Source organism: Neptunomonas phycophila (assembly GCF_001922575.1).
Classification (GTDB): Bacteria; Pseudomonadota; Gammaproteobacteria; order Pseudomonadales; family Balneatricaceae; genus Neptunomonas; species Neptunomonas phycophila.
On sequence record NZ_MRCI01000003.1, the window covers coordinates 205,646 to 220,326 of the forward strand.

The following is a 14,681-nucleotide window of genomic DNA, read 5'->3' on the forward strand; positions in this document are numbered from 1 at the left end:
GATACAACTCGTGTTTAGGCTACTTGTGTCGAAAAACGATACCCAGTTCCTCGTACCGTTTGTACTAGGTGGTCATGTTCATTGCCTAACGCTTTGCGTAAGCGACGAATGTGAACATCTACTGTCCGTTCCTCAACATACACATTGCCGCCCCAAACCATATCCAACAATTGGCCGCGGGAGTAGGCACGATCTTGATGGGTCATAAAGAATTGCAATAATCGGAATTCAGTCGGCCCTAAATCGATGGCTTTGCCCTCGGCAGTTACACGGTGCGAGATAGGGTCAAGCGTTAAGCCTTCAACCGTCACTGGCTCTTCAATGCCTTTAGGCGTAGCACGGCGTAAAACAGCTTTTAATCGAGCTACCAGTTCGCGAGGAGAAAATGGCTTGGTGATATAGTCATCTACACCCGCTTCTAAGCCCTGTACTTTGTTTTCTTCTTCGCCTTTGGCCGTCAGCATGATAATGGGGATATCGGCAGTTGTTTCATCTTTGCGTAAGCGGCGGGCTAATTCAATGCCGCTGATGTTGGGCATCATCCAATCCAACAAAATCATATCAGGTTGTCGATCAATCACGATCGCGTGAGCATCGTTAGCATTTTCTGCTTCAATACACTCATAACCTGCCATTTCGAGTGCAACCGCGATCATTTCGCGGATGGGCGCCTCATCATCGACGATTAGCACTTGTTTGCTTGTAGACATGTCTAAGCCTCTACGCTTGTAATAAGTCGCGAGTATTACAGTATTTTATTATGACAAAAATGTTACAGCTGGCCACTAATTTGTCATAAAGTGTACGACAATCCCAACAAAGACCGCTAACTCGGCGTAATGGTTATTCAGAAAGGCGTTAAAGCACCGAGTGCGATCTCTATCCTTAATAAGATTTTGCTGATAAACAAAAAACACGCCGGCTATAACGATCCCTACATAGTAAGGCCACGTCATGCTTTCTAATGTGCCTACTAATAGTAAAACTAACAAAGTGGCGATCTGTAATAGCCCAATGATCCGCTTGTCCTGTTTGCCGAATAGGATAGCGGTCGATTTTACGCCGATTTTTATATCATCATCCCGATCTACCATGGCGTACATGGTGTCGTAAGCAACGGTCCAGAGCAGCTTAGCTAAGAAAATCAGCCAAGCAACCAATGGTAAAGTCTCGTCAACGGCAGTAAAGGCCATAGGGATAGCCCACCCAAAAGCCGCGCCAAGTACCACTTGGGGCAGGTGGGTATGGCGCTTCATAAAGGGATAAAGCGATGCTAACGCTAATGCGCCAAAAGACATCCAAATCGTCATGTGGTTAGTGAATAAAACTAGTACAAAAGCGAGCAGCATCAGCCCAGCAAACAGCATGAGCGCTTCTTTACTGCTAATTAGCCCGCGAGCTAAGGGGCGTTCAGCTGTTCGCTTTACATGTCCGTCGATATGCCGGTCGGCATAATCATTAATCACGCAGCCAGCTGAGCGCGTTATAAAGACCCCCGCAATAAAAATAATGAGCAAGCTAAGCGGAGGGACTCCGTCGGCCGCAATCCATAACGCCCAAAGCGTTGGCCAGAGTAGTAAGTAGCTCCCAATAGGCTTATTGAAGCGCGTAAGCTGGGTATAGATGGCTAAACGCTCACGTAAGGTTAGTGCAGGGCGAGGTGCGACATGAGACATGACAAAGGCCTTAAACTAATATCGAGAAGGACTGTAGTGTACTTGCTCAAGCGCCGGAAGAAAAACCTCAGCTACAAGCAAAGGCTTGTTCGATAAACGAAAGACAGAGCGTCTAGCCCACAATGTATGAGAATCTACCTGGATTGAAGTCGTTTGTAAGGGGCCGCGCCGCATAGTTGGATCACTGAATAGCACAGACCCTAGTGAGCGTTGGCCAATTAAGTGTAGTTGTCGTTCTCTGCCTGTCAGGGTACTGGCCGGGATCACTGAGCGAGCAAAAACCCAGGCCTCGTTCTGACCCTTGAGTATCACCTCGCGTATGAGTGCTTTGTGGCGCAGGGGGATTCCCAAAGCTTGTGCTTCACTAAGGCTTGGATACTGCCAAGCAAGGCTCAGTAATTGTACCGAAAACTGCTGATGGCTGGCTTTCACCAAATGTTGTGTCAGAGACCCTCTGTCCATTAGCCACGGCCGCCATACGGCGGGGGCATCGATGGCTGATAATCGAATACGTTCCTTCCATACGGGTGCCGGGAAGGCGGTATAGGGCGTTTGAAGTAATTTGGCGCGGATATCCACAAATCAGGTCCTTTATCTGAGGACGGTATTCTACGCTTAAGCGTCGGCTATCCCAAGCCTTGAGCGTTTGTTGCTGGAGGCGCGTCACATAATCGATTAGCATGCGCGGTATGAGTACAGACAAAGCACACAAAAATACAGCTGCCAGCGTTGAAGCGTTAACCCGTCGTTGGGTAAATACTATGGTCGTTGGACTTAACTTATGCCCTTTTGCAGCGCCGGTTGTGAGACAAGAGACCTTGCGTTATGCCGTAGTTGAAAGCGAAGACACCCGTTTAGCGTGTGAAGCGTTTGTTGACGAGTTGTTAGTTATTAATCAAGCCAATGAACGTGATATCGCTACTACGTTAGTCATCTTTCCCAATGCAGTAGCCGACTTTTATGAATACCTAGGGTTGCTTGATGAATGCCAACGTCTATTGACCCAAGCAAACCTTGAAGGCGTTTTTCAGCTGGCTAGTTTTCATCCTGGTTATTTATTTGCAGGGCCGCCAGAGGATGATCTCAGCCATTGGACCAACCGTTCCCCATACCCCATGATTCATATTATTCGTGAGGGCCAGATGGAGCAGGTGCTCAAACACATAGATGATCCCGAAGCTATACCAGAACGCAATATTGCACATTTGGAAGCGTTAGGACGGGATAAGCTGATTGAGCTATTCCCGCCGTTTAAGGACTACTGTTGATTGATAAGACGCGATTGTAGCGTGAAGCTAGCCCTAGGTTTTAGTCGCTTCCAATGGACAATCGTTTTCTGAAATAAAAAGCTAATGCATTGATGCTATTTGCGGGCTTACGCGGCTACTACAATGCAGTTGCGTGCCGTGTCCTTTGCGTTATAAAGCGCGCTATCGGCGCGTTCGACAAGCTCATGTGGGCTGTACGTTGTTGAGGGTGTTAAGGTACAAATACCTTGGCTAACGGTAACAACTAGCCCGGTACTAGAGCGCTCGTGTTTAATGCTCAATGCCTGTACCTGTTTACGAATGCGTTGCGCTACGAGCTCTGCTCCGGCTTTGTCTGTTTCGGGTAATAAAACAGCAAATTCTTCCCCACCGTAACGGCAGACAGAGTCATGTGAGCGGTTGACCGCATTTTCCATAGCACCGGCAATACGTCGTAAGCCGCTATCGCCCGCTAAATGGCCGTAGAGGTCATTAAACGCTTTAAAATGATCCACATCGACCATAATAAGTGACAAAGGCAGATTGCTGCGACTAGCACGTCGCCATTCCATTTCTAATAGTTTTTCAAACTCACGCCGGTTATTTACCCCCGTTAGCCCGTCGATACGAGCCGAACGTTCTAAGAAATCACGAGAGCGCTTTAATTCGAGCATCATGCCTACGCGTGCGCGGATAATACCTTCTGCTCGGCCTCTAACAATAAAGTCAGATGCGCCATGCGTGTATGCCTGCAACTCTTGCTGATCATCATTATCGGCATTGATGAGGGCGGTTGGTATAAAGCCGTGGTGGATCTTCTGAACGAGGTTTTGGCAGTTTAATAAAGTAGGGAGCCACTCGTCAGAACCATCAATTAACAATAAATCGGGCGTTTGTTCTTGGCTTAGAAGCTGCTTTCTTAAATCGCTTAAGGTTGCGGGTAATAAAATATTGTAGCGTGCTCTTAACGCGTCGATAGTTTTCCAGACCGTTTCGATACCATTTGGGGCAAATACAGCGATGGTATGATGGTCGGTATATTTACAGAACTCGCGAGAGTCATACTCAATTTCGGTCGCCGCGCCCTCAAAAAACGCTTGTAGATCTTCGGGGGCAGCTAAGCCTATTAACGTGCGCTTATCTTCTGCCACGATTGATGGAACGCGAGAGCTTACCCCACTGGCGGCCCACTGATCTTGCCAGGTATCGAGTTGCTCTTCACAGTCGATATCAATAGATAACTCGGTGGGTAGCCCCGCTTTTTGTAAGGCGTCAAAAATAATAGTGGGGCTAGCAATATCTTGTCCGTCAACCCAAAGGGCTTTATAAAAAAGATCTATAAAATTAAGCGCTTTTTCACGATCGATTTGCATTGCGGCTAATACGCATAAATTGGCAAAACGACTGTCTGGTCGCTCTGGAGGTAACGAAATAGGTACTTCTGGCGCATGGCCGCGCACAGCAAATACATCACTCGCCAGCTCTGAGAGGATATCGGCTGTATTGCCATATAGGCCTATATCTTGAGCATGCTCTACCAAACGAAACTCGACCTGATCCAGCAAATCCATTGCTTTTAATCGTTCGAATAACGCATAGCTGTACGGGCAATTTAAGTCGCCATATACGATGTAGCCGCTCATGAATATCTCCAGACTGTGTCGCTTATTGATAACGCGTGTTCTGGAATTAGCGGCAGAAAGGGAAAAAGGTTGAGTTGCTTAAGTGGGTTTGTGCAGGCTTCACGTATTTATAAGAATAGGGCTGCCGTTGGCAGCCCTATTGGAATTGCAAAGTTACGCTGGTTCTTCGTCGTCTTTATCCGTTGCGCCAGCAACTTCGCGCATTTCAGCGAGCGGCGCATGGCGGACGTCTGTGCCGCTAACTAGGTAGATGAGCTGTTCGGCGATGTTGCGCGAGTGGTCACCGATTCTCTCTAAGCTACGCAGTACCCAGATGACGTTCAGGCAGCTGGAGATAGCGCGCGAGTCTTCCATCATGTAGGTGACGATTGATCGCATAGCCGTGCGGTATTCCAAGTCGACGGCTTTGTCTTGTTTGGCGACGTGGTAAGCCAGTTCTGTATCGTTGCGGGCAAAGGCGGTGAGCACATCTTTTACCATGCTGCTAACGAGTGAACCAATGTGACGGACTTCTTGGTAGCCGCGCTGTGAGTCGCCTTCTTCTACTAGCTCGATGGCGTGTCGGCAGATGCGGCTGGCTTCATCACCCATGCGCTCAAGGTCGTTGACCGCTTTAGAGATGGCAACGATCAAGCGTAGGTCGCTGGCAGCGGGTTGGCGGCGCGCGATGATCATGGTGCAACGCTCGTCGATCATTAATTCCATGTCGTTGGTTTGACGATCGACGCGGCGTGACTTTTCAGCTAATTCGGCATCACCTGTTAACAAGGCTTTTACGGCATCATGCACTTGTCGTTCTACAATGCCGCCCATGGTTAGCAGTTCAGTACGGATGAGTTCTAGCTCGTCATTAAACTGCTGTGAAATGTGTGTTGAGTAGCTATCTTTATTGAGTTCCACAATGGTACTCCTCAATTAGTGTCAATATCTGCATGGTGTTAGTAGGCGGTAGGTTTTATCCGTATCGGCCTGTGATGTAATCTTCCGTTTGCTTCTTCTCGGGGTTCGTGAAGAGGGTATCGGTAACACCAAACTCGATTAAATCACCCATATACATGAATGCAGTATAGTCAGAAACACGCGCAGCCTGTTGCATATTGTGCGTTACAATGACGATGGTAAAGTCATTCTTAAGCTCGTGAATGAGTTCTTCAATTTTAAGCGTTGAAATAGGGTCAAGAGCAGAAGCGGGTTCGTCTAGTAGTAACACTTCTGGTTTTACCGCGATGGTACGCGCGATAACCAAACGTTGCTGCTGACCACCTGACATGCCCAATGCGCTTTCGTGTAGGCGGTCCTTTACCTCATCCCACAAGGCGGCTGAGCGCAGCGCCCATTCGACGGTTTCGTCGATATCACGCTTCTTTTTAATCCCTTGAATACGTAAACCATAGGCTACGTTTTCATAGATAGACTTTGGAAACGGGTTTGGTTTTTGAAACACCATGCCCACGCGGCGGCGCAGATCAGCTACTTCAACTGTGCGGTCGTAGATATTTTGGTTATCTAACACTATCTCACCGGTGATGTTGCAGCTATCCACCAGGTCGTTCATGCGGTTAAAACAGCGTAACAGGGTTGATTTACCGCAACCGGATGGTCCGATGAAGGCTGTTACGCGCTTTTTCGGAATGGTCATGTTGATGCCGTGCAGGGCTTCTTTTTCGCCGTAGCTAAGACGTAGGTCGTTAACATGGAGGGCAATCGTTTCACTTTCCAAAGAAAGCTGGCGGTCGTCACGCTGCAACGATGAAATATCCATACGGTGAGTTTTCGCGTTTGTAGTCATAATCAATAAACCTTTAATTCAGTCGTTCTACAGCGTTACATTTCTAACGATTTATATTTTTCACGTAGGTGGTTTCGGATCTGCACAGCACTGATGTTCAGTAGGGCGATCACGACCACCAGCAAGAAGGCGGTGGCATATACCAGCGGACGAGCCGCTTCTACGTTTGGACTTTGGAAACCGACATCATAAATGTGGAAGCCTAAGTGCATAAACTTTTGGTCTAAATGTAGGAAAGGATAGTTCATATCCAAGGGTAAGCTCGGTGCTAGTTTGACTACGCCTACCAACATCAAAGGTGCTACTTCCCCGGCAGCACGCGCTATGGCAAGGATTACACCGGTCATCATCGCAGGGCTGGCCATAGGTAAGACGACTTTCCATAGTGTCTCTGCTTTGGTAGCTCCCAATGCAAGTGATCCTTCGCGTAACGCGTGAGGAATGCGTGATAGGCCTTCTTCTGTTGCCACAATAACCACTGGAACCGTGAGTAGAGCGAGTGTGATTGATGACCACATGAGGCCGCCCGTACCAAATGTAGGCGAAGGCAGGGCTTCTGGGTAAAACAAGCGATCAATGTTACCGCCCAAGAAATACACGAAGAACCCTAAGCCAAACACACCATATACGATGGATGGTACGCCCGCTAGGTTGTTAACTGCAATACGAATAAGGCGAGTGGTAAAGCCTTGTTTTGCGTATTCGCGTAGATATACAGCCGCGACTACACCAAAAGGTGTCACCATGATCGACATGATAATAACCATCATGACAGTACCAAATATCGCTGGGAATATGCCGCCTTCTGTGTTCGCTTCGCGAGGCTCTGCTGAAACAAATTCCCACAGTTTAGCGCCATAATGGCCTAACTTAGCGATGATACCCATATCATTAGGGCGATAAGCGCGTACGATTTTTGCCACAGGGATGGTTAGCATTTGGCCGCTTGCTGTTTCTGCTTGGATGCTATCGCGGTTAACCTGAGCATAAAGATCGATTAATGTTTGTTGTAAATTTTCGTATTCGGCGTTGAGTTCATCACGGCGAGTGTTAATGTCAGCAAAAGCATCGGCATCGGTAGAGCCTTTGAGCTCAAGTGAGCGCTGTTTAAGACGTAAGCGCTCTAGCTCGTAGTTGATCGCACCAATTTCGTCTTTTTGAATTTCGAGAATGGCTTCGTTAATCTCAATAGCACGCTCGATGCTTTGCTCAAACTGGCCCCATAGCGTTAAGTAGGCTTCGCTTGGGTCATAGCCATCGTAGCTACCGACCACTTCATCGCCTTGTTTTAGACTGCGCAGGTAACCGTAGAAGTTGCCCCATTCGTGACGTTCTGCCGCGAATAACATGGCCGGCTTTTGACGATCCGACAGGTTGGCGTCTAATACCCAAGTAAAGTCGATACCGCCGATATCACGGTTACCGATTTTTAATAAATCGCGACGCATTGTTTCAAGGCCTTCTGGCACATCGACACCCGCACCACGCAGCTGCTCGGCCAGTACGTCTTCTACCTCGACGACTTCGCCAGCGAGAGTGATTTTTTGATCACCTTGTTGATAAGTGGCTTGCAGAATATCTGCTGGCCAGAAGTGGCTTAAACCACGTACGGCAATTAAACCTAATAGCCCTACAACCATAATGATACAGATGGCCACGGCACCGGCGTTTAACCAAACCCATGGTGACCCGGTTTTTGTCCAATTTGATAAAGAGACTTTCATTGTTCGTTATCCTCTAAGCTCGCAGTTATCAGGGGCTACAGCGAGCCGTATTTCTTACGCAAACGCTGGCGAACCAACTCTGCCAAGGTGTTAACCATGAAGGTAAACAGGAAGAGTACAAACGCAGCTAAGAAAAGAATGCGGAAATGTGTGCTTCCTACTTCGGATTCAGGCATCTCAACCGCGATGTTGGCGGCTAGCGTACGCATACCCTCAAATATGTTCATATCCATAATGGGGGTATTACCTGTCGCCATTAATACGATCATGGTTTCACCAACAGCGCGGCCCATACCAATCATTAATGCAGAGAAGATACCCGGGCTTGCCGTTGGCAAAATTACTCGAGTTAGCGTTTGCCAAGGTGTAGCGCCTAAGGCAAGTGAGCCATAGCTCAGGTGCTTAGGTACGGCAAAGATCGCATCTTCTGTGATCGAGAAGATTGTTGGAATAACCGCAAAGCCCATGGCGATACCAACCACCAGTGCGTTACGTTGGTCAAACGGTATACCGGCTTCGTTACTGATCCATAAGCGAAGGTCACCGCCAAACAACAGCTCTTCAACGGGTACGGAGATCGATAAACTCAGCATAACGGTCAAAATGATAACGGGTACCAGCAGTGCTGCATCCCAACCCTCTGGTATTAGGAAGCGAATGCGGTCGGGAACCTGCGCCCATATAAACCCAAAGAGAACTATGGAGATAGGTACGAGTATCAGAATGACGAAGATGCCCGCCAAATGCAGTTCCATGAATGGCGCTAACCATAGACCAGCCAAGAAGCCTAAAATAACAGTAGGTAAAGCTTCCATTAGCTCTATGAAAGGTTTTACTTTACGGCGCATGGCCGGAACCATGAAGTACGCTGTGTATATCGCTCCGCAGATGGCCAGTGGCGTACCTAAAAGCATGGCATAGAAGGCCGCCTTTAGTGTACCGAATGCGAGTGGCATTAAGCTGTATTTAGGTTCAAAGTCGTTGTTAGCCGCAGACGACTGCCATACATAGTCTGGCTCTTCGTAGCCTTCGTACCACACTTTTTCCCATAGAGCAGACCATGAAATATCAGGATGCTCGTTTTCAATAGCCCAGAAAGCCAACGTGCTGTTCTGTTCTATTAACATCGCGTTTGAACGTGGGGCATAAGCGATATAATCCACTTGCCCATCCGCTACTTTATCGGTTAACGCATTTCGATGTGCCGTCGTATTATAAAGACGCAATGTGCCGTCGTTATTAATCGCAGCAAAGCCTTTACGGCGTTGCTCGATAGCAATGTCATCAATGGCTGCTGAACCACTTTCAAACGAGCGGATCTTCGTGAGAATCCAGTCAGTCGCTTCATCACGAACCAGGAACCATTGTGAAATGTGACCTTGGTTATCACCTACCAGCAAAGCGTTACCACCGAGTAACATTTTGAATGTGGTAATTTCTCCTTTGGTTGCCTCGGCCACTTGTACCGTTTGTGGCCCGCCGTCTGCTTGTAGATCGACGACGGCAATTTTGTTTTTGCCGGCAATCATCAACCAGCGGTTATCTGGCAGTAATAGTAGTTTGCGTGCACCAATGTTAAACGCCGGTAGTGTTGAGCTTTCAGACTCTAGCTCAACCTCACCGGTCATCATATTTTCTTCTACGGCTACGCTGACTTGCGATAAGCCCTTGTCATCACCACCAATAATGTTCCAGCTATCACCTGAATAGGCAATCCCTAGTAGCGCTAGTGGGCGATCAGATACGCTTAGCGGTTCTTCGCCTAATGGGTACTCTAGGCTAGGCGTAATCACGCGTACACCATCTGGGTAGGTAGAACGGTAGTCGTGCTTGATGATCAGCGCAGAACCATTACTTAAGCCTAATGCAAACAGGCGCTGGGGCTCAGAAATAACAGCGGTACTGACAACGTCAACACCTTCAGGCACTGGCAAGGCAGACTCATTAATGATGTCGCCGTTGAGAGTGTTAAAAAAGTACGCATGTGTTGCGGTAATGCGCAGGCCAATTTCGGCTTGCTCTTCCATAGCAAGGTATAAGGTTTTTCCTTCGCCTGGAGAGGCGTAGTTCTCAACCGTTTGTCCATTGTGCTGCCACTTTTCCATATGCGCCGACTGAAACAGCGGTGCAACTTCGTACAGCAGATAAAAGAAGATCAGCAAAATAGCGAGAATGACGCTAATACCGCCAAAGGCGATACCTACACCGGCCATTTTATCTTTTAGTTTACGTAATTTGCGTAAACGAAGCTGGGCGGGTGTATCAAAGCTAATCTGTGGTGGCGACGTGGTATTTTCTATACTCATGAGAAGAGACCTAATGGTTCTACGATAACAGTGGCGCAAGAATACGTGAGTTATGTGACACTTATGTTACAGCGCTTTAGTAACGAGAAAAGGGAGTGCCTTACGGCACTCCCTGAACGCTGTCCTTAGCGAAGCGTAGGCTAAATTATAGGCCTAGCTCTTTCATTTGCTTCTCAACTACTTTAGCAGGTAGTGGGATGTAGCCATCTTTAACTACAACTTCTTGACCCACTTTTGCCATAACCATTTTCAAGAACTCTGCATCCATAGGAGTTAGGTCTTGGCCAGGCTTCTTGTTTACGTAAACCCACAAGAAACGAGACAGAGGGTACGTGCCGTTTACTGCGTTTTCAGGTGTTGCTTCTACGAAAGCTTCACCGTCTTTCTTAGCCAATGGCAATGCACGAACAGATGATGTTTTGTAACCGATACCTGAGTAGCCAAGGCCGTTCAAAGAAGTAGATACAGACTGAACAACAGATGCAGAACCTGGTTGCTCGTTTACGTTGTTACGGAAGTCACCTTTACACAACGCTTTAGACTTGAAGTAACCGTAAGTGCCTGATACTGAGTTACGACCGAACAATTGAATAGTTTTGTCAGCTAGAGAGCCTTCAACACCTGCTTGACCCCAAGTAGTGATGTCTTCAGCGCCGCCACACTTGCGTGTAGAAGAGAAGATAGCGTCAACTTGTGGAATGGATAAACCTTTGATTGGGTTGTCTTTGTTAGCAAAAACAGCCAAAGCATCGATAGCTACAGCAACGGCTGTTGGCTTGTAACCGTATTTTTTCTCGAAAGCTTCGATTTCTTTGTCTTTCATTTTACGAGACATTGGACCGAAGTTAGATGTGCCTTCAGTCAATGCTGGAGGTGCAGTAGAAGATCCAGCGGCTTGAATTTGTACGTTAACGTTAGGGTACATACGCTTGAATTCTTCAGCCCACAACGTCATCAAGTTAGCCAAAGTATCTGAACCTACGCTAGATAGGTTACCAGAAACACCAGAAGCCTTAGTGTAAGTTGGTAAGTTCGGATCTAACAGATCCGCTGCAGAAGCAGACATGCAGGTTGCTGTCATGGCGATTGCGGCGAATAACTTCTTCATAGGTTTCATTACTTGCTCCAAAGAAACAGTTGTTTATTGATAAACAGTTTATTGAATTAGACGATCAATTTTTTATGTTGAGCGAACTATAGGCTGTCTTTGTGACAAGAATGTGACAGTGTGAAAACTATTCCTTAAAACGCATAATGATAAAAAAACACAATAACCCTGTAATCTGCCCGTATTCAGTCTTAGACTGAATGCTTTATAATCAGATGATACTTTTGTCTATCAAAGATTGATGGGGTTCACACAAGAACAATAATGGAAAGTCACACAGATATTGATTCGGAAAATGTCTCCGATGAGTTAACGCCCACAGGTGAGTTAACATTAAAGCTTCCGGCCAGTCATGCTGCTACCAATATGTTTGGTGATGTGTATGGAGGGTGGGTTACCTCTCAAGCGGTACTTGCCGCAGAAATGCGTGCGGCCGTTGAAAGCGAAGGACGTGTAGCAACCGTGTCTGTTGGCTCGCTGGATTTCTTCTCTCCAGTATTGGTTGGCACTATTTTGGGCTTTTACACCGATATTATCGAAATGGGACGGAGCTCAGTGCGTTTGCGGGTTGAGGTATGGGGACGTTGTCCCGATGGGCGAGCACTGCGCAAAGTCACGGAAACAGAATGTGTGATCGTCGCTATTGATGAAGATGGTCACATACGTCGTGCGCAATATGTGACGCCTTAAACCGCTAGCACTGTTTAATCCTGCTCAGTGTATTGCCAGATAATGAGTTGGTTGTTTGCCGGCATTTCATAATCCGCTACCAGCATAAAGCCCGCTTCATTGGCTAAGGCATTTATAGCCTCAAAATCACGAATACCGCTATTAGGGTCACGAGCCTTAAGCATTTGGTCAAATGCTTGATTGCTCATTGAGGTGAAAGCATTTTGATAACGAAATGGCCCATATACAATCAAGTATCCATTAGGCGCTAGGCTGCGCCCAGCTCCAGCAAAAAAAGCCTGCACACACGACCACGACATAATATGCAGCGTATTAGCAGAGAAAATGGCATTGAATGTTCGCTCTGGCCATTCTTCGCGCACATCCAGTGGTATGGGTGTGGCAATATTTTGAGGAGCATATTGCTCAAGATTTAATGCGAGCGCTTCAACATACTGCGGCTGCTCACTGGGCTGCCAGAATACCTGAGGGAGCTGATCTGCAATATACAGTGCATGCTGACCAGACCCGCTACCAATCTCAAGTAGCTGCATCTCATCCGTAAAGTAAGGTATTAAGTGCTGACAGATCGGCCGTTTGTTACGTTCGCTTGCCTCGCTAAAATTAAGCATTGCCGCTCTCTTATAGTGGGTAGTAGTTGATTGTATTGTAGAGCTTTTTACGCTGAATAAGACGTGAACTAAAACCGTTTAAAATAAGGTTGGTACGTTGGTAGCTTTTAAGGGCAGGTCGGTATCATTGGGTCGTCGACGTAATAGCTATCCTTCCAACGTATAGCGCTGGTATAGGGTGCTTGCTCCCATACCGTGAAAAGCAGCCGATGAGTAGTCTGACAGTAGCTATAGCCATGTAATGGATTAAAGTCGAAGCGGGCATCGTTCAGCACGCCGATAGCTAATCCTACATTTGAGTCAGTTTCTATTGAATAAAACGATCGACCTTCAGTTAAGTTGTGCTCCAAACGCGCGTTGCTAAGTGCAAAGCACTGTTGCTGATCCTGTGCTGTTATCGCGAGTGGGTCAATCCGTTTGGTTAAACGACCGTGTAAGATTCGCTCTCCCTGTAAATCGATGATTTTTACGGTGGCACCGGTAAGGTCATTTGAGCTCAGGCTTGCAAAGCAGCCCGCATGTATCCAACCATACTCACTCGCGTGTGGGGCTAGGTTAACTGACTTAGACGCCGATAGTTTTGTGGTGGAGGTAACTGTTGGTGGAGCGTCAAATAACGTTGAAGAACATCCTGCCAAAGCAAGACACGTGGTTAGTATGATGAGCCAAGCCATCCGTAGCCTATAAAAATGAGACATGATCGATATTCCTTTGTGCTAGTTCGTCCATTGAACACGTAAAGCAAACCTTATTGAGCGTAGTGCTTTAATGGCTATTGCACTCCAATTCAACAGCGAGCGCAATACCGCACTCAAATTGCTTTTTGGCTATTACGCGCTTTGTGTGACCCAAAAACAGCAACGACTTTAACCGTTTTGGGAACAGAGTGTCCCGGCTCTCTTGCGTGTAATATAGCCTTTTCAGGCTATGATGTGCCGCTGATAAGGATGCTTTTATACTTAATGAGGCGCACCGCCGTGATCGCAATCGCTGCAGGGCTATTGGCTGTTATTTGCCAATCAATTTTTTACATTTTTGTTCGTCGTGCCCAAGTGCATTTGCTCATACCCGGCTTGGCGCTTAATGTGCAGATGCATTGGCAACTGGGTTTTGTCGCATGGCCTTTGGCGTATTTATTTTGGCCTGATAGCGTATCGTGGCAAGCGCATTTATATGCTTTAGGTGTTTCAGTTGCGTATTGGATAGCACAAATTTGTTTTTTCTCGGCATTGAATCGAGCCTCATCAGCCCAAGTCGCACCTATGCTCGCGTTAAAGCTAATGGTTGTGGGCATAGGCAGTTCACTATTCCTCAACACACATATCAATATTGAGCAATGGCAAGCTATTGCCTTGGCCACCGCGGCTGCCGCATTTTTATCCATAGGTGCAGGAAAACCTCCTTTGAAGGCGACATTACTGACGCTAACAACTGTGGTTATGTTCTCTGCATCGGACATAAGTTTGGGGGCATTCATTAACGCCGTTAGCTTTGATGATCAGCTATCGCAAGTGATTTTTGTGTTGAGCTACTGCTTCGGGCTAAATAGCTTATTTACCTTGTTTTGCCGACCTTGGCGTATGGAAACGGCGGCGACCCGAGCCTGTATTCCTGTTGCGGCATTGTGCTTAATATCAATGGTTTTTTTATTCACAGCCTTTGTGCTTGGTGGCGTTGTGCTCGGTAATTTGATGCTAGCAACACGCGGTATTGTGGTGGTATTAGTGGGCATTGCTCTAAGACCGCTGCTGGAGGAAGGTATAGAACCTACAGTTGAATGGCGAGTATGGGCGCGTCGTTTGATTGCTGCTGCAGGAATGTTGGTGGCGGTTAATTGGTATATTACAGCGATGGGGTGACGACCTTAAGGTAGATACAACGAGCAAA

At 47.2% G+C, this 14,681-nt stretch carries 14 protein-coding genes; 3 read left to right on the plus strand and 11 right to left on the minus strand.

Translation table 11 applies throughout. From position 1 onward, the window contains the following. Nucleotides 1-14: 14 nt before the first annotated feature. The 3 genes from phoB to BS617_RS16465 form a co-directional block, all read right to left on the minus strand. On the minus strand, nucleotides 15-710 hold the full coding sequence (phoB, locus tag BS617_RS16455) for a phosphate regulon transcriptional regulator PhoB (protein ID WP_075174079.1): 696 nt from the start codon (nucleotides 708-710) through the stop codon (nucleotides 15-17). Nucleotides 711-785: 75 nt separating this feature from the next. Then, nucleotides 786-1,676, minus strand: a complete 891-nt coding sequence (gene ubiA / locus BS617_RS16460) for a 4-hydroxybenzoate octaprenyltransferase (RefSeq protein WP_075174080.1) — start codon at nucleotides 1,674-1,676, stop codon at nucleotides 786-788. A 15-nt stretch (nucleotides 1,677-1,691) separates the two neighbouring features. Continuing rightward, on the minus strand, nucleotides 1,692-2,255 hold the full coding sequence (locus BS617_RS16465) for a chorismate--pyruvate lyase family protein (RefSeq protein ID WP_249263636.1): 564 nt from the start codon (nucleotides 2,253-2,255) through the stop codon (nucleotides 1,692-1,694). Nucleotides 2,256-2,365: 110 nt separating this feature from the next. Between BS617_RS16465 and BS617_RS16470 the strand changes: the two genes are divergently transcribed. Beyond that, entirely contained in the window at nucleotides 2,366-2,944 is a 579-nt protein-coding gene (locus tag BS617_RS16470) for a DUF1415 domain-containing protein (RefSeq protein WP_075174124.1), read from the plus strand. A 107-nt stretch (nucleotides 2,945-3,051) separates the two neighbouring features. On the opposite strand, the gene BS617_RS16475 is transcribed toward BS617_RS16470, so the two are convergent. The 6 genes from BS617_RS16475 to BS617_RS16500 all read right to left on the minus strand — a co-directional run bounded on the left by BS617_RS16475 (nucleotide 3,052) and on the right by BS617_RS16500 (nucleotide 11,502). Beyond that, nucleotides 3,052-4,566 (minus strand): diguanylate cyclase domain-containing protein, encoded by a 1,515-nt coding sequence (locus tag BS617_RS16475; protein ID WP_075174081.1) that lies wholly within the window; start codon nucleotides 4,564-4,566, stop codon nucleotides 3,052-3,054. 153 nt (nucleotides 4,567-4,719) lie between these two features. Further along, nucleotides 4,720-5,466: a phosphate signaling complex protein PhoU gene (gene phoU / locus BS617_RS16480; RefSeq protein WP_075174082.1), complete on the minus strand. Its 747-nt coding sequence runs from the start codon at nucleotides 5,464-5,466 to the stop codon at nucleotides 4,720-4,722. Between the two features lie 55 nt (nucleotides 5,467-5,521). Continuing rightward, nucleotides 5,522-6,355: a phosphate ABC transporter ATP-binding protein PstB gene (gene pstB, locus BS617_RS16485; protein WP_075174083.1), complete on the minus strand. Its 834-nt coding sequence runs from the start codon at nucleotides 6,353-6,355 to the stop codon at nucleotides 5,522-5,524. A 35-nt stretch (nucleotides 6,356-6,390) separates the two neighbouring features. Continuing rightward, nucleotides 6,391-8,079 (minus strand): phosphate ABC transporter permease PstA, encoded by a 1,689-nt coding sequence (pstA, locus tag BS617_RS16490; RefSeq protein ID WP_075174084.1) that lies wholly within the window; start codon nucleotides 8,077-8,079, stop codon nucleotides 6,391-6,393. A gap of 35 nt (nucleotides 8,080-8,114) precedes the next feature. Then, nucleotides 8,115-10,385 carry an ABC transporter permease subunit gene (locus tag BS617_RS16495; protein WP_075174085.1) on the minus strand — a complete coding sequence of 757 codons (2,271 nt, stop codon included), beginning with the start codon at nucleotides 10,383-10,385 and terminating at the stop codon, nucleotides 8,115-8,117. Between the two features lie 145 nt (nucleotides 10,386-10,530). After that, nucleotides 10,531-11,502, minus strand: a complete 972-nt coding sequence (locus BS617_RS16500) for a PstS family phosphate ABC transporter substrate-binding protein (protein ID WP_075174086.1) — start codon at nucleotides 11,500-11,502, stop codon at nucleotides 10,531-10,533. Between the two features lie 255 nt (nucleotides 11,503-11,757). On the opposite strand from BS617_RS16500, the gene BS617_RS16505 reads away from it, so the two are divergent. Then, nucleotides 11,758-12,183 carry an acyl-CoA thioesterase gene (locus tag BS617_RS16505; RefSeq protein WP_075174087.1) on the plus strand — a complete coding sequence of 142 codons (426 nt, stop codon included), beginning with the start codon at nucleotides 11,758-11,760 and terminating at the stop codon, nucleotides 12,181-12,183. Nucleotides 12,184-12,197: 14 nt separating this feature from the next. Here BS617_RS16505 and BS617_RS16510 read toward each other — a convergent pair whose 3' ends face one another. Together BS617_RS16510 and BS617_RS16515 are read right to left on the minus strand one after the other, a co-directional pair. After that, nucleotides 12,198-12,794 carry a DUF938 domain-containing protein gene (locus tag BS617_RS16510; RefSeq protein ID WP_075174088.1) on the minus strand — a complete coding sequence of 199 codons (597 nt, stop codon included), beginning with the start codon at nucleotides 12,792-12,794 and terminating at the stop codon, nucleotides 12,198-12,200. 107 nt (nucleotides 12,795-12,901) lie between these two features. Further along, complete coding sequence (locus BS617_RS16515; RefSeq protein ID WP_139303234.1) at nucleotides 12,902-13,492, minus strand: hypothetical protein; 591 nt, start codon at nucleotides 13,490-13,492, stop codon at nucleotides 12,902-12,904. A gap of 279 nt (nucleotides 13,493-13,771) precedes the next feature. Here BS617_RS16515 and BS617_RS16520 point away from each other — a divergent pair, with 279 nt between their 5' ends. Then, nucleotides 13,772-14,653, plus strand: a complete 882-nt coding sequence (locus BS617_RS16520; RefSeq protein WP_170870376.1) for an EamA family transporter — start codon at nucleotides 13,772-13,774, stop codon at nucleotides 14,651-14,653. Nucleotides 14,654-14,681: the final 28 nt, after the last annotated feature.